This is a genomic window from Nocardia sp. NPDC101769 (genome assembly GCF_044766925.1).
Lineage (GTDB): Bacteria > Actinomycetota > Actinomycetes > Mycobacteriales > Mycobacteriaceae > Nocardia.
Genome location: NZ_JBIWMX010000001.1, coordinates 494,969 through 510,256 on the forward strand (window position 1 = coordinate 494,969; position 15,288 = coordinate 510,256).

A 15,288-nucleotide genomic window follows, 5' to 3' on the forward strand; every position below is an offset into this window, starting at 1 on the left:
AGCCGGCGACTCAGATCGGCTTGACGTCGGAGACGAGCCAATGACCGCTCTGCTTGGTGAGTTCCACCTGCAGCCGGTCGCTCATGAGCGTGTCCTGCGGCGTATCGGCGCTCGAGAACCGCTGATCCGCGATGACGAGCACGGTGGCGCGGTCACGGGTGGTCGCGATGACGCCGGTCGCCTGAACCGTGGTCTGGACGGAGAGCTTCTTCTCCTTGGCCGCCGGGATGGCCTGCTCGTGGATCACCTTCAGGTAGGAGTCCTTGTAGTCGCTGGTGAGTCTGTCGGCCACGGCCGGCAGGTCCTTCTCGGCGGAATCGAAGTTGTAGCTGAACAGCGACTCGACCGTGTCCGACGCGAAAGTGGCTGCGGAGGAACGATTCTGCTCGGCCTCACGCTCGGACCAGAACCGGTCGCCGACGATCGAGCCGACCACGACGGCCGCGACGAGCAGGACACCGGCCACGGCGATGACGATCGAACGCGCGCTGATTTTCACGGCACCAGCTCCATCGACGAAGCGGCCACAGTGTCGCCCTTGCGGGTCACCGTCACCCGGAATCGGTAATCCTTCTGCATGGGTCCGTTGGAGGCGACATTCGACACCGTCTGCTGCGCCAGCAACAGCACGGTGGCCGAGTCGGAGTCGTCGCGCTCGATCGCCGCGGAGATGACCTTGCCGGAGGACTGCACCTTCAACTGCTCGAAGAGCTTCTTGTACTCGTCCCTATTGGTAGCGAACTCGTCCTTGATATTGCCGCCGGCCACCTGGAGCAGCCGATCGATGTCCTGATCGGCGGTCTCGCTTTTGACGGTGACCATGTCCAGATACGCCTGCTTGGCGACCTGCACGTATTCCGCGCGCCGGTCGCGCAGCGCGTCGGCCCGATGCTGGTGGTAGAAGAACAGGCCCCCCGAGCCGATCAGCACGAGCGCGGAGACCAGGGCGACCACCGCGGCCACGGTACCCAGCCGACCGAGCGAAGCGGTGATCCGGCGCAACCGCGAGGGCTGCACGGCGTTTCCGGATTCGTCCGCGTCCCCGGCGGATTCGTCCGCCGCGTCCCCGGTCGACGGGGGCACGATCACGATTTTCGGTTCCGGATCGGAGGATTCGTCCTCGACCGGCTTCGCTTCCGCGCCCTCGACCAGCTTCGCTTCCACGCCCTCGGCCGACTTCGGCTCGGAGGCTTCCGATGTCGCGGCGTCGGCGGCCGTGCTCGGCGCGGCAGCTTCGGCAGCGGTCGCTTCCGGGCTCACGGCCTCGACGATGGTCTCCTGGACCTCGATGCCGGCGCCGTCATCCTCGACGGGTGGGCCCGCCTGCCGGACGACACGCCGCCGAGTGCGGTTTCGATTTGCTGGGTTATCGCTCATCGCGGTGGCTCCTGAAGCAGCTGTTGCCAACTCGACGGGACTTTAGTGGAACCATCTGCATTGACGTCCCCCTGACGGTACACGTGGCCGTCAGGTCCGACGAAGGTGCCGGTCTTCGGGTCAGCATGCCCGATGAATGGCGCGTTCTGGTTACCGAGCAGCTTATCCAGCGGCTGGCCGTTATTATCCACCGGCTTGGGATCGCCGAACGGCTCGTTGTCACCTTCGGGCACATAGCCGTTCGGGTCGTGGCACAGATCCGGAGTCGGAGCCCGCTTGCCCGGCACATCAACGCAGGGCGTGTTACGGATGCCGCGCACGGCTTCCTTCGCACCCTGCGGCACCTTGCAGTACAGGTTGTCAGGAGTATCGATCTGGCTGAGATCGGCCGGCGAACGCCGCTGACTGGGCGGCAGGAAGCCGGTAGTGCAGCCCGGCGGGTCCTCTAAGCCGAGCATGAAGTCCACCATGGCGCCGTTCTGGACCGGCCCGCGGATGGCGGTGAGCAGCGATCCGAGCAGCGGCGGGTAGATGACCAGGATCTGCTCGAGCCCGGCGTGGTACTTGAGCGAGACCTGTCCGACGCTGAGCAGGTTGGCGAGCATGATCGGCAGGGTCGGCTTCAGGTCCTGGAAGGTCTTGTTCACCCGCTGCACCGTGGACGGCGTCTGCTGCAGCACCGCGCGCAGCGACGGATCATGCTGGCGCAGTTGGTCGGTGACCGTGGCGAGGTCCTTGGTCCAGCCGCGGATGGAGTCGGCGGACTGGTTCTGGGTGTCGAGCAGCGGACCGATCTTGTCCAGCAGATCCTTGGTCTGATCGGTGTTGTTCTTCGCCTCCTGCACCAGCAGGGACGCCGAGTCGATGAACCGCTGCAGATCCGGCCCGGCGCCATTGAAGGCGACGAAGGCGTCGTTGATGACCTCTTGCAGTTTGGTGTCCGCGACCGTGGACAGCAGCCGGTCGGCCTGGTCGAGCATGGCGCCGACGTCCTGCGGCAGCTGCGTGCGATCCACCGGGATCACCGAACCGTCGCGCAGGTTGCCGCCGGTGGGGGCGTCCGGCGGAACCAGGTCGACGTACTGCTCACCGACCGCCGAGACGCTCTTCACGTAGGCCCGCACATCGGCGGGGATCTTGTAGTCGCTGTCGATGGACAGCTTGGCATCGACCCCGGACGGGGTGAGCCGCACCTCCTCCACCTTGCCGACATTGGTGCCGCGGTAGGCCACATTGGCGGTCTGGTACAGACCGCCGGTGGCGGCCAATTGCACTGTCACGCCGTAACGTCCGATGCCGAACATGGCTGGCAGCTTCACATAGTTGCCGCCCATGATGGTCAGGCCGATCACGGTCAGCACCGTGAAGATGGCCAGCTGAACCTTGACGAACTTGGTGAGTTTCACTTTCCGTCAGCCCCTTGCTGCGCGGGCACGGTGAGTCCCGGAATGGCGGGCAGGCCCGGAATCGGCGGCAGCCCAGCGATACTCGGCGTCGGAGCTGGTGTCGCGGGCTGGGCCGACGGCTTCAGCGGATCCGACAGCGGATCGCCCTTACCCTGCGGCGGAGCCGGATGCGCCCCCTCGCCGAGAGTGGCCTGAGCGCCGCCGAAGGCACCGCCCAGCGGGGTACCGGTCAGGAAGTTCGAATCCAGCCGGGCGGCAGTGAGATCGACCGTCATGAACAGGTTCATGTAGTCGCCCTTGATGACCTTGTCGATGTTCTTGATCGGGAACGGGAAGGTCAGCAGCCACTGCAGCGAGTCGGCGAGCTTGCCGCCGGTGGCGGCCAGCGACTGCAGCGCCGGCTCGAGGTTGGCCAGATCTGCCTTGAGGTTGTCACCGCCCTGGTCGATGATGCGCTGCACGGTATCGCTCAGACCGCCCAGTGCCGTCAGGGTTTTGGTGATGTTCTCGCGGCGATCGGCCAGCACCGTCAGCGCCGGGTGGATCTTGGTCACCGCATCGGCGACATCGTCCTTCTGCTGCGATAGCACCCCGGCGAACCGGTCCAGTCCGCTCATGGCCGCGATGATGTCGCTGGTCTGCTTGTCCAGCGTTCCGGTCAGCTGATTCAGCTGCGGCAGCAGGTCGCGGATGGCGTCGGTGCGGCCCTTGAAGGTCGCGTCGAGTTCCTTGGTGATGGTCTCCACCTGGGAGATGCCACCACCGTTGAGCACCACCGACAGCGAGGACAGCGTCTGCTCGGTGGTCGGGTAGGCCCCGGCCCGCTCGAGTGGGATCACGTCTCCTGGCTTCAACCGTCCCTGCGCGGGCTCGGTCGTCGGCGCCGCCAGCTCCACGTGGTTGCTGCCCAGCAGACTGGTCTGCCCGATGCGCGCAATGGCATTGGCGGGCAACGCGAGTCCCTTCTCCAGGGAAACGGTGACCAGCGCATGCCAGTTCTCGACCTTGATACCGGTGACCGTGCCCACCGGCACGTCGTTCACCATGACCGGCGAATTACGGGTCAGGGTGGTCACATTCGGCATCTGGATGTCGATCTGCCAGGCGCCCTCCCCGGTGCCGACCGCACCGGGCATGGACACCGAGTTCAGGCCATCCCATTCGCAGCCGCTCACACCGAGCACCGCGACCAGGCTGATCGCCGCGCCCGCGAGGCGAATCCTGCGGCGGCTCATCATCGTCCACCTCCGGGAATGAGCAGATCGGTCAGGGACTTGGGCGACGCCACCGGTGCGGCATCGGGCGCGGGTACCTGGTTGGCCAGATCGGGCGTGCTGTAGGTGAGTTGGTTGGGGAACACGTTCTGCTGGGTCACCGGATTCAGGATCACCGGCGGGTAGTTCATCATCAGCGACTGGACGATGGGCGCCAGGTACTGCTTGCACAGATCCGCGCTGTGCTGGGAATCATTGGTCGCACTGGCTTCGACCGCACCGCACAGGAAGGCGAACGGATTGGCGAAGTTCGGTGCGGCGAGGGCGCCGGCGATCGTGCCCTGGGCCGGCTTGTAGAGCTGGTAGAAGTTCACCAGCGCGGTCGGCGCGGAGTGCATGATCCGCTCCAGTTCGGGCTTCTTGTCGGCGAGCACCTGGGTGGCGTCGGCCAGCCGCTGCATGCTCTCGGTCAGCGCCCCGCTGCGTTCGTCGAGGAACCGCTTCACATCGCCGACAGCGGAATCGAGATTGTCCAGCCCCGAGCCGAGATCGGTGGAAACCCCGGCGAGTACCGAGGAAACCGAGGCCAGCCGGCCACCGAACTGCACGATCTGATCGTTGGACTTGGACAGCACATCCACGAACTGCTGCAGATTGCGGATGGTGCCGAACAGGTCGGTGCGGCCGTCGGAGAGCGTATTCAGCGTGCTGGACAGCTCTTTGAGGGTGTCGCGGAAGGCCTGGGCATTGCCATTGCCGAGGTTGTCGGCGGCGGTGTTGATGACCCGGCCGAAGGAGCCCTGCTTGTCCTCGCCGATCGGGCCGAGGGCGGTGGACAGCTTGGTCAGTTCAGCCTTGATGTCATCCCATTCCACCGGAACGGCGGTGTGCTCGATCGGAATCGAGGCGCCGTCGGCCATTTTCGCCCCGCTGGTGTATGCGGGAGCAAGCTGGATGAAGCGCGCCGACACCAGCGACGGCGAGATGATCACGGCCTTGGCGTCGGCCGGCAGATCGACGCCGCGGTCGACGGTCATCTTCACCGTCACCCGATCCTTGCCCGGATCGATGGAGTCGATCTTGCCGACCTTCACACCGAGCACACGGATCTCGTCACCGGCGTACAGACCGTTGGTCGAGGGGAAGTAGGCGGTGATGTGCTTCTTGCCGATATCGGAGACCAGTCCGTAGACCAGCCAGCCGGCCAGCGCGACCACCAGGGCCGCGGCCGCGATCCGGGTCCACCGGGGCAGCTTGCGAATTGCGTTCAACGCTCCGGCTCCTTCGGAATCGTCTGGGTCGTGAGAGCCCCGTTGTCGGTGAGTTCGTGCTGGAGCGAGTCGGGCAGGTGCTGCGGCCAGACCATGGCGTCGACCAGAACCTGCAGGGCCGGACTCGAGCCATTGGACAGATACGCCTGGAAGTACGGCCCACTGCCGACCTGCTCGCCGAGCGCGGCCTCGAACGGTCCGAGTTCGTCGACCGCCTTACCGAGGTTGTCCCGGTTGTCCTGCAGCAGCTTCAGCACCGAATTCAGCTTGTCCAGCGTCGGTTTCAGCTGCGCCTCGTTGTCGTTGACGAAGCCCGTGAGCTGCTGGGCGAGCCCGTTGATGTACACGATCAGCTGGCTCAGCGCCGCCCGGCGGGCATCCAGTTCGCCGAGCAGGCTGTTACCGTCGACCAGCAGCGAATTGATCTGTGTCGCACGATCACCCAGCACCTTGGTGACGTTCTGGGCGTGCGAGAGCAGCTCGGTGAGCGCCTTGTCGCGGTTGTTCAGGCTGCGCGAGAGCTGGGTGACGCCGTCGAGCGCCGACCGCAGCGGTCCCGGCGTATCGGTGAACGCGTCCGATAGGGTGTCCAGGGTCTTGTTGACCTGGTCGGTGTCGAGGCCCTTCACCGTGGTCGCCAGATCACCGAGCGCGTCGGTGAGCGAGTACGGAGACGTGGTGCGCTCCAACGGGATCGGCTGATCCTGACGCAGCGCGCCGTCACCGGTCGGCACCACCTCGAGCGACTTGCGGCCCAGCACCGTATTGGTCTTGATGGCCGCGGTGGTCTTGGTGCCCAGCACGATCGCCTCGTCGAGGGTGAACCGCACCTTGACCTTGGCGCCGTCCAGCGCGACATTCTCCACCCGGCCGGACTTCACGCCGGCCACCTGCACCTGGTCGCCGGGCAGCAGCCCGCCGGCGTCGGCGAAGTAGGCCGTGAACTCCGCACCCGAGCGTATGAAGGGCAACCGGTCGAACTGCAGGGCGGTGAGGCAGATCGTCACCGCCAGCACGATGCCCGTGACCCCGATATCGATCAAGGGTGAGCGTTGTTGATTCATTTGTCCGAGCACCTTCCGGTGGACTGACCGCCGGGCGCGACGATGCGCGTCTGATGCTGGCCGTCAGGACCGTCGACGATGACGGCCGTACCGCAGACGTACATGTTCATGAACGAGCCGTAGGAGCCGATGCGGATCAGCTTCTTGTAGGTGTCGGGCAGCAGGCCCAGCACGTACTGGACGTCGTCCTTGCGGTCGTCCAGGTTCTGCGACAGCTTGCCGAGCTGTTCGACGTTCGCCTTCAGATCCGGGCGGACCTGCTGCAGCAGACTGGTGAGATCGCCGGTGGCCCCGGCCAATCGGGGCAGTGCGTCGCCGATCGGATCCTTGTCGGCCGCCAGACCGCTGACCAGGCGCTGCAATTCGTTCAGGGTGGTCCCGAAGTCCGCGTTGCGCTGGTCGATGGTGCCCAGCACCGTCTTCAGGTTCTCGATCACGCTGCCGATCAGGGCATCCCGATCGGCCAGGGTCTTGCTGAACGATCCGCCGCTGTTCAGCAGCGAAACCAGCGTGCCGCCCTGTCCCTGAAACACCTGCAGTAGCGCACCGGTCAGATCGTTGACCTGCTCCGGATTCAGGCCGCGCAGCAGCGGCTTGAATCCGCCGAGCAGCAGGTCGAGATCGAGCGCGGGCTTGGTCTTGTCAGTGCCGATGGTGGCGCCCTTGCGCAACGGCTGCGCCGTGCCCGGACCGTCCATCAGCTCCAGATAGCGGTCGCCGACGAGGTTTTCATAACGAACGGCCGCCTGAGTGCCGGAATACACGTGGTACTCGTTGTCGATGTCGAAGTCGACGTGGGCCAGGTGGTCCTTGCCGACATAGACCCGGCTCACCGAGCCCACCGGCACACCCGCGATACGGACCTTCGAGCCGGGCAGCATCCCGGCCGCACTGGTGAAGATCGCGTGGTAGCCGGTCGAGCGGGCGAAGCGCATCTGACTGAAGACGATGCCCAGCGCGGCCAGGACCAGCACCATGATCAGGGTGAAGATCCCCAGTTTTACGGAGCTCGAATGCACTTTGAGCCTCATGGGTTCGGCACCCCCGGAAGTCCGGCGAACAGAATCTGGAACATCTTGGGGCCGTTGAGGTGGGTATCCATCGCCGGCGTCCACACCTCGCCCTCGGAAGTGTCGGTGACGAGGTAGTTGGAGTGGCTGCCCGGCACCCGGTCGAGGATGTTCTCGCAGTGCGGGCCACCGGTGGCATTCACCTTCGGCAGATCCTTCGGGTACGAGTAGGGAGTGCCGCCGCCCATGAAGCCGGCGTTCAGGGTGACCCACGGCCCGTCGCCACCGAAGATACGGTTGCCGTCCGGCAGCGCGTTCGCCGCACCGACGACCAGGCAGTACAGGGCCGGGTTGTACTCGTTGAGCAATTCGGTGGTCGGACGCAGCACGCCCAGGGTGTCCACCAGCGCCTTCTGGTTGTCCGAGAGCACGCCGCCGGTGTCGTTGGCCAGGCCGACCAGGTTCAGCAGCACCTTGTCGAAATTGTCCTTCTGATCGACGATGGTGCCGCCCGTAACCGTCATATTGCCGGTGGTGCGCAACAGATCCGGCGCGGTGTCGGCGTACAGGTTGGTCACACCGACCGAGGTCTGGAGATCACGCTGCAGGTCCGGCAGGCTCGGGTTGATGTCCTTCAGCAACTGATCGCTGTCCACCATGAGCTGGCCCAGCTTGTCGCCGCGACCCTGCAGGGCGGTGCCCAGCGCGGTCAGCGTCGCATTGAGCTTCTCCGGCTGCACCTTCGCCAGTAGATCGTTCAAATGCTGGAAGAGCGTGTTGAATTCGACCGTCACCGCGCCCGCCTGCACCACCGAGCCCGCCTTCAGCGAGTCGGAGGAGGGGTGCTGCGGTTCGATGAAGTTGATGTACTTCGCGCCGAACACCGTGGTCGAGTTGATGTCGACAGTGGCGTTGGCGGGCACCATCTTCAGCTTGTCCGGGTCCATCGCCAGTTCGATGCGCGCCCCGTCGGCGCTGTCGGTGATGTTGGTGACCCGCCCGATCTCGACCCCGCGGATCTTGACCTTGGCGTCCTTGTCCATGACCAGGCCGGCCCGCGGCGCGGCGACCGTGACCTTGACCTTGTCTTCGAACCCGCCCGCGAACATCACCAGGCAGACCGCGACGGCAGCGGCCAGGCCGAGCACCATACCCACGCCGGCCAGCCGAATGACCCACCCCTGTTCGAGATAGCGTTTCGGCTTGGGTTTCTCGACGAACGGCGAGCCGATCGGGCTCTCCATTCCGCGCTGTTGTTGGACCATGTGTGTCGTCCCGCCCCTACCCGGAGAGATGGAAATTGCCGGAGGTGCCGTAGATGGCCAGCGACATCAGCAGCGTCACCATGACGACCGCGATCAGCGAGGCCCGCACCGCATTACCTACCGCCACGCCGACGCCGACCGGTCCGCCCGCGGCGTGGTAGCCGTAGTAGGTATGGATCAGCATGACCGCCATGGCCATGAAGATCGCCTGCGCGAAGGACCAGAGGATGTCGCTGGGGATCAGGAACGTCGAGAAGTAGTGGTCGTACACACCGGCCGACTGGCCGTAGATCACCACGGTCGCGAAGCGCGAGGCGATGAACGAGGCGATGACCGCCAGTGAGTACAACGGGATGATGGCGATGATGCCCGCCAGCATGCGGGTGCCCACCAGGAAGGGGACAGGCCGGATGGCCATCACCTCGAGGGCGTCGATCTCTTCGGAGACCCGCATGGCGCCCAATTGTGCCGTGGTACCGGCGCCCAGCGTCGCCGCCAGGCCGATACCCGAAATGACCGGGGCCGCAATGCGAACGTTGATGAACGCGGCGAAGAAGCCGGTCAGGGCTTCGACACCGATATTGCCGAGGGAGCTGTAACCCTGCACGGCGATGGTGCCACCGGCGGCCAGGGTCAGGAACCCTACGATCACGACGGTGCCGCCGATGACCGCCAAAGCGCCTGTGCCCATCGAGATCTCGGCGATCAGCCGGATGGTCTCGGTGCGGTAGTGCACCAGGGCCTTGGGCACCGAGCCGATCGACCGCGCGTAGAAGACCGCGTGCTTGCCGACCGAATCGAGGGCCTCGGTGAAGCGCTGAAAACGCTTGGTCACCTTGGGAAAACGAGACTGGATCACGAACGCCATCTGATCACCGCGCCGTGAACTTGATGCCAACGGCGGTTACCACGACGTTGATGACGAACAGCGCCATGAAGGCGAAGACGACGGTCTGGTTGACGGCGTCGCCGACGCTCTTGGGACCGCCCTTCACGTTCAGGCCCAGATAGCAGGCGACCAGGCCGGCGACGAGTCCGAACAGCATGGCCTTCACCTCGGAGATGACAAGCTCCGGCAGGTGGGTCAGCAGGGTGAGGCCGTTGACGAAGGCGCCGGGGTTCACACCCTGCAGGTAGACCGAGAACAGGAACCCGCCCAGGATGCCGATGGTGGACACCAGGCCGTTGAGCAGGAAGGCCACGAACATCGAGGCGAGCACGCGCGGAACCACCAGGCGCTGAATCGGATCGATGCCGAGCACCTTCATGGCGTCGATCTCTTCGCGAATGGTGCGCGCGCCCAGGTCCGCGCAGATGGCGGTCGCGCCCGCGCCGGCCACGATGAGCACCGTGACCATCGGGCCGATCTGGGTAATGGTGCCGAAGGCGGCGCCCGCGCCGGAGAGGTCGGCCGCGCCGATCTCGCGCAACAGGATGTTGAGAGTGAAGCTCACCAGCACGGTGAACGGAATTGCCACCATCAGGGTGGGGAAGATGGATACCCGGGCTATGAACCAGGACTGATCGATGAATTCCCGCCGCTGAAACGGGGGCCGTACCACGGCGCGGGCGACCGCACCGGCGAGTTCGAAGAACCCTCCGACCGCCCGCAGCGGTACGGCAAGGACTTCATTCATTCTCGCTATTCCTCCTGCCCCTGCCTAGCTATAGCAATCGAGATATGGATGTGATCTCGATCCCGCTCGAAGATTAGAACACGTTCTCATACGGTTCGGGAAGGTTTCGACTGTTTGAACTGGCGTTCTTTCTGAACTGGCGTCCAGTTTCGAGAACATGTTCACCCCAGCCTGACCGTCAGAGGTATGCCGCATTGTGAGGCGACACACATAGTTGATCCCTTTCTTACCAACGATCGATCTCACGATCAACCGCAGACCCCGGGGGCCGGACCGTGTCTATAGAAACTCACAGCCCCCGGGCAGGGATACGAAGGCGAGCCTCAGCCCAGATCCTTCAACGAGGAAGCGGAAAACGTAGCGTCGGAACCACGTTCGGCGAAGTAGCCGCCCAGCGCGTCGGCCAGGCCCTCGCGAGTCCACTCGCCGACGGCGTCGAAGCGCTGCTCCACCACCGGGGCGGCCATCAGGGCCACCATCGGGCCGTAGACGACGAACAGCTGGCCGGAAATCGATTCGGCCGCCGGGGAAGCCAGGTAGGCCACCAGCCGGGCCACGTGATCGGGCGAGAGCGGGTCCGGGCCCTCCTCGGGGGCCGCGGAGAAGACCTGCTCGGTCATGGCGGTGCGGGCGCGCGGCGCGATGGCGTTGGCACGCACCCCGACGCTCTCGAGCGCGCGGGCCGCCGACAGGGTCAGTGCGGTGATACCGGCCTTGGCCGCACCGTAATTCGCCTGCCCGGCCGGGCCGAGCAGACCGGCCTCCGAGGAGGTGTTGACGATGCGCCCATAAACGGGAGCACCCGTCTCCTTGTACCTACCGCGCCAGAAGGCGGCCGCATTGCGGGTCAAAAGGAAATGCCCGCGCAGGTGGACCGCGACGACCGCGTCGAAATCCTCGTCGGACATGTTGAACAACATCTTGTCCCGGGTGATCCCGGCATTGTTCACCACGATGTCCAGCCCACCGAAGGTCTCCTCGGCGGTGCGGATCAATGCGTCGGCGGTCGCGCGCTCGGCGATACTGCCGCCCACGAACTCCGCCTTGACGCCCAGCGCCCGGATGTCGGCGAGGGTTGCGCTCACCGCGTCGTTCTCGGCAAGGTCGTTGACGATGACCGACGCGCCGGCCCGGGCCAGCTCGAGGGCTTCGGCCCGGCCCAGCCCGGCGCCCGCGCCGGTGACGATGGCAACCCGGCCCGAAAGACTTACATCAGAATCGCTCACCGGCCGACTCTAGAACGTGTTCCACCCGACGGGCAAGCGTGCGCTCAGACCAGCTTCAATGCCGCCTTGGGGCACTGGGCCACGGCGGACTCGATATCCCGACGGTTGGCCTCGGTGACCTCGGCCTCGTTGACGTGCAGGTTGTCGTCGTCATCGAGATCGAAGACGTCAGGGGCGATTCCGACACAGATTCCGTTCGCTTCGCACTGATCGAAATCGACGATCACCTTCATAGTTCTCTCCTTAACCACAGGTTCTTCCCGAGCCTAACAAGCGGACCACCCATTCGATAGCGATCAAAGACCGAAAAAGCAGCCATACTGGAACAAGTTCCAGTTCATGTGCCATGATCGGGCCATACCCGAAGGTTCGCGGCCCGTTTCGTTCTGGACTGAGCGGAGCGGGGGAGCGAAGCGGAGGAGCGGAGGGAGGAAGAACGAGACCTCCTGGGCCGCGAACCCGCCGCGCCGCAGGCGCGGCAGAAAGGATACGGACTGCTATGCGTATCGCCTACACGCCGCAACAGGAACAGCTGCGTGCCGAGCTGCGTGACTATTTCACCCGCCTCATCACTCCCGAACGGCGGCAAGCGCTTTCGGCGCAGACCGGAGAGTACGGCGAGGGCAATGTCTACCGTGAGGTGGTCGAGGAGATGGGCCGCGACGGGTGGCTCGCCCTCGGCTGGCCCAAGGAGTACGGCGGCCAGGACCGCTCCACCATGGATCAGCTGATCTTCACCGACGAGGCCGCCATCGCCGGCGCCCCGGTGCCGTTCCTGACCATCAACTCGGTGGCGCCGACGATCATGCACTACGGCACCGAGGAGCAGAAGAAGTTCTTCCTGCCCAAGATCGCCGCCGGTCAGCTGCACTTCGCCATCGGCTACTCGGAGCCGGGCGCCGGCACCGACCTGGCCTCGCTGCGCACCTCCGCGGTCCGCGACGGCGACGACTGGATCATCAACGGCCAGAAGATGTGGACCTCCCTCATCGCCTACGCCGACTACGTGTGGCTCGCCGCCCGCACCGACCCGAACGCCAAGAAGCACAAGGGCATCTCGATGTTCATCATGCCGACCACGGCAGAGGGCTTCTCCTGGACGCCGGTGCACACCATGGCCGGGCCCGACACCAGCGCCACCTACTACCAGGACGTGCGGGTCAAGCACTCCGACATGGTGGGCCCCGAGAACGGCGGCTGGGCGCTGGTCACCAACCAGCTCAACCACGAGCGCGTCGCGCTGACCTCGTCCGCGCCGCTGGCCCTGGCCGTCGCGCAGGTGACCGAGTGGGCGCGCAACACCAAAACCGCCAACGGCTCCCGGGTCATCGACCAGGAATGGGTGCAGATCAGCCTGGCCCGCATCCACGCCAAGGTCGAGTACCTGAAGCTGACCAACTGGGAGATCGCCTCGCGCGCCGACGCGCAAAAGGACCCCGCGACCGGTACCGGCGAGGGCGCTCCGCGCCCGTGGGACGCCTCCGCCACCAAGGTGTACGGCACCGAACTGGCGACCGAGGCATACCGCGCGCTGATGGAGATCCTCGGCCCGCAGGCCTACCTGCGCCAGGACTCGGCGGGCTCGCAGCTGCGGGGTCGTCTCGAGCGCATGCACCGCGCCTGCCTGATCCTCACCTTCGGCGGCGGCACCAACGAGGTGCAGCGCGACATCATCGCCATGACCGCCCTCAAGCAGCCCGCCGCCGCGCGCTAGCTGTGTCCGATAGCGATGTGAGCGGGCCCTCCGTGGTTACGCAAGCTGCCCCCTCCGGGCCTGACGCTCACATCGCGCGAAACCAAGGTAACCATCATGGATTTCACCCTCACCGAGGCGCAGCAGGATCTGGCCCGCCTCACCGCCGAGGTCACCGGCAAGCTCGTCACCGCCGACCGGCTGCGTGAGCTCGACCGCAACACCGACGCATCGGGCAACCCGACCGTGCGCTTCGACGAATCGCTGTGGAACTCGCTCGCCGAGACCGGCGTGCTGGCCGCGGCCCTGCCGGAGACGGTGGGCGGCAGCGACTTCGGCGTGTTGGAGCAGACCGCCATCCTGCGCGAGATCGGCAAGTCCGTCGCGCCCGTGCCGTACCTGTGGTCGATCGTGCTCGGCGCGGGCGCGCTCGCGCAGTTCGGCTCCACAGCCCAGCGTGAGCTGGCCGCACAGGCCGCGCGTGGCGAGGTCATCCTCACCGCGGCGCTGAGCGAGGAGCGCAACTGGGAGCTCGCCAGCCCGGTCACCACCGCGATGGCGGGCGACGGCTGGCAGCTGACCGGTCTCAAGACCACGGTGCCCTTCGCCCGCCAGGCGGCGCGCATCCTGGTGTCCGCCAGCGTCGACGGCTCCCCCGCCGTCTTCCTGGTCGACCCGTCGCACGCCTCGGTGCGCGTCGCGGACCAGATCGTCACCGACCGCTCCCCCGAGGCCGAGGTCGAATTCGCCGGCACCCCCGCCGAATTGGTGGGCACCGTCGACCAGGGCGCCGAGATCCTGACCTGGCTGCTGGAGCGCGCCTGGCTCGGCCTGGCCGCCACCCAGCTCGGCGTGGTCGAGAAGGGCCTGGAACTGGTCGCCGACTACGCCCGCGAGCGTGAGCAGTTCAATCGCAAGATCGGCAGCTTCCAGGCCGTGGCCCAGCGCCTGGCCGACGCCTACATCGACGTGCAGGGCGTGCGGCTGGCCGTGCAGCAGGCGGCCTGGCGACTGGCCGAGGGCCTGCCCGCCGCGGCCGAGGTGCACACCGCCAAGTTCTGGGCCGCCGAGGCGGGTCACCGCGTCGCCCACACCGTGGTGCACGTGCACGGCGGTGTCGGTATCGACCGCGACCACATCGTGAACCAGTACTTCACCGCCGCCAAGCACAACGAGTTCGCCCTCGGCGGCGCGACCGACCACCTGCGCGCGCTCGGGTCGCTGCTGTCCGACGCTGCGCAGTAACAACTCTCGGAGACTCGGTACCAACTCCCGGAGACTCGGCCGAACCCTGCACTGCGGCCGACGGCGGGGCGGTGGCTCCCATACCGGCCACCACCTCGCCGTTTTTCTTTGTCCGGGAACGGTTTACGGCACCAGCGGACCGGCGAGCACCCGCTCCCCCGCCGACCGGTTGCCCTGCCAGGTCAGGGCCGCGTCCTTGGCGGGCTTGCGCTGCCACAGCGCCAGCAGCAGATCCGAAGCGGTGCCGGAGATTTCGGCGACCGGGGTGCCCGGGCCGTAGGTCCAGCTCTCACCGGTGTCGGTGGCGCGGACCCTGACGGCCACCTCGGGCTCGCTCGCCAGCCCACGCTGAATCATGCGCGGCGCGAACAGTTCGAAGACTTCCGCGATGCCGTCGGCGGCCTGCGCCGGATCGAATTCTTCCGCGATGCCGAGCGCATTCTTGCCGTCCCAGACGTGCATGAGGGTCTCCTGGGCGCGGCGGCGCTGCCAGAACCCGACCGTGCGCGGCAGCGCCTTGGTGAAGGTCCAGGCCGGGGTCTCGGGGGCGACCGACACCGCCTCGAGCAGGGCCTGCGCGGTCTCGTCGTACCAGGCCCGCAGATCGACGGGATCCTTCGGAGCGGGTTCGCCCTGGTAGTCGCCGCGGCCCTCCCTGATGCCGGTGACCACCCACAGATTGCCCTGGCCGACATGGTCGGCCAGGTCGTAGAAGGTCCAATCCCCGCAGCTGGGGACCGGTGCGTCCAGATCGACCCCCGGCGTGATCAGCTCTCCGAACTCGCTCAATTTCTCGCGCAAAATGGCCACGAAATCCATGCGGCCCACGCTAACCAGCGAAAACTCGGCCTGCCAGCCATATGCGGCCGGTAAAACGCGA

Annotated in this window: 15 protein-coding genes; 2 read left to right on the forward strand and 13 right to left on the reverse strand. The window is 66.1% G+C overall.

Translation table 11 applies throughout. The features are described 5' to 3' along the window. Positions 1 to 10: 10 nt before the first annotated feature. From ACIRRA_RS01970 to ACIRRA_RS02025, 12 genes are all read right to left on the reverse strand, one after another. Positions 11 to 499 (reverse strand): h domain protein, encoded by a 489-nt coding sequence (locus ACIRRA_RS01970; protein WP_402761780.1) that lies wholly within the window; start codon positions 497 to 499, stop codon positions 11 to 13. Continuing rightward, on the reverse strand, positions 496 to 1,377 hold the full coding sequence (locus ACIRRA_RS01975; protein WP_402761782.1) for a hypothetical protein: 882 nt from the start codon (positions 1,375 to 1,377) through the stop codon (positions 496 to 498). Before ACIRRA_RS01975 ends, ACIRRA_RS01970 begins: the two co-directional genes overlap by 4 nt. Next, positions 1,374 to 2,783, reverse strand: a complete 1,410-nt coding sequence (locus ACIRRA_RS01980) for an MCE family protein (protein ID WP_402761784.1) — start codon at positions 2,781 to 2,783, stop codon at positions 1,374 to 1,376. Before ACIRRA_RS01980 ends, ACIRRA_RS01975 begins: the two co-directional genes overlap by 4 nt. Continuing rightward, positions 2,780 to 4,021, reverse strand: coding sequence for an MCE family protein (locus ACIRRA_RS01985; RefSeq protein ID WP_402761786.1), 1,242 nt, complete (start codon positions 4,019 to 4,021; stop codon positions 2,780 to 2,782). The genes ACIRRA_RS01980 and ACIRRA_RS01985 overlap by 4 nt, the downstream gene beginning before the upstream one ends. Next, positions 4,018 to 5,268 (reverse strand): MCE family protein, encoded by a 1,251-nt coding sequence (locus ACIRRA_RS01990; RefSeq protein ID WP_402761788.1) that lies wholly within the window; start codon positions 5,266 to 5,268, stop codon positions 4,018 to 4,020. Before ACIRRA_RS01990 ends, ACIRRA_RS01985 begins: the two co-directional genes overlap by 4 nt. Then, positions 5,265 to 6,332 (reverse strand): MCE family protein, encoded by a 1,068-nt coding sequence (locus ACIRRA_RS01995; RefSeq protein ID WP_402761790.1) that lies wholly within the window; start codon positions 6,330 to 6,332, stop codon positions 5,265 to 5,267. Before ACIRRA_RS01995 ends, ACIRRA_RS01990 begins: the two co-directional genes overlap by 4 nt. Beyond that, entirely contained in the window at positions 6,329 to 7,363 is a 1,035-nt protein-coding gene (locus ACIRRA_RS02000; protein WP_402761792.1) for an MCE family protein, read from the reverse strand. The genes ACIRRA_RS01995 and ACIRRA_RS02000 overlap by 4 nt, the downstream gene beginning before the upstream one ends. Further along, positions 7,360 to 8,493, reverse strand: a complete 1,134-nt coding sequence (locus ACIRRA_RS02005) for an MCE family protein (RefSeq protein WP_402762247.1) — start codon at positions 8,491 to 8,493, stop codon at positions 7,360 to 7,362. Before ACIRRA_RS02005 ends, ACIRRA_RS02000 begins: the two co-directional genes overlap by 4 nt. A gap of 130 nt (positions 8,494 to 8,623) precedes the next feature. Further along, the gene (locus ACIRRA_RS02010) at positions 8,624 to 9,475 is read right to left on the reverse strand and encodes an ABC transporter permease (RefSeq protein ID WP_364606226.1); all 852 of its coding nucleotides are present in this window, start codon (positions 9,473 to 9,475) and stop codon (positions 8,624 to 8,626) included. 4 nt (positions 9,476 to 9,479) lie between these two features. Next, positions 9,480 to 10,244 (reverse strand): MlaE family ABC transporter permease, encoded by a 765-nt coding sequence (locus tag ACIRRA_RS02015; RefSeq protein WP_402761795.1) that lies wholly within the window; start codon positions 10,242 to 10,244, stop codon positions 9,480 to 9,482. Positions 10,245 to 10,567: 323 nt separating this feature from the next. Further along, on the reverse strand, positions 10,568 to 11,470 hold the full coding sequence (locus ACIRRA_RS02020) for a 3-oxoacyl-ACP reductase (RefSeq protein WP_402761798.1): 903 nt from the start codon (positions 11,468 to 11,470) through the stop codon (positions 10,568 to 10,570). A 44-nt stretch (positions 11,471 to 11,514) separates the two neighbouring features. Beyond that, the gene (locus tag ACIRRA_RS02025) at positions 11,515 to 11,703 is read right to left on the reverse strand and encodes a ferredoxin (protein ID WP_040854753.1); all 189 of its coding nucleotides are present in this window, start codon (positions 11,701 to 11,703) and stop codon (positions 11,515 to 11,517) included. A gap of 266 nt (positions 11,704 to 11,969) precedes the next feature. Here ACIRRA_RS02025 and ACIRRA_RS02030 point away from each other — a divergent pair, with 266 nt between their 5' ends. Further along, on the forward strand, positions 11,970 to 13,184 hold the full coding sequence (locus ACIRRA_RS02030; RefSeq protein ID WP_402761801.1) for an acyl-CoA dehydrogenase family protein: 1,215 nt from the start codon (positions 11,970 to 11,972) through the stop codon (positions 13,182 to 13,184). A 96-nt stretch (positions 13,185 to 13,280) separates the two neighbouring features. Then, the gene (locus ACIRRA_RS02035; RefSeq protein WP_402761804.1) at positions 13,281 to 14,408 is read left to right on the forward strand and encodes an acyl-CoA dehydrogenase family protein; all 1,128 of its coding nucleotides are present in this window, start codon (positions 13,281 to 13,283) and stop codon (positions 14,406 to 14,408) included. Between the two features lie 123 nt (positions 14,409 to 14,531). Here the strand turns inward: ACIRRA_RS02035 and ACIRRA_RS02040 are convergent, their stop codons facing one another. Continuing rightward, positions 14,532 to 15,227 carry a maleylpyruvate isomerase family mycothiol-dependent enzyme gene (locus ACIRRA_RS02040; RefSeq protein ID WP_402761807.1) on the reverse strand — a complete coding sequence of 232 codons (696 nt, stop codon included), beginning with the start codon at positions 15,225 to 15,227 and terminating at the stop codon, positions 14,532 to 14,534. Positions 15,228 to 15,288: the final 61 nt, after the last annotated feature.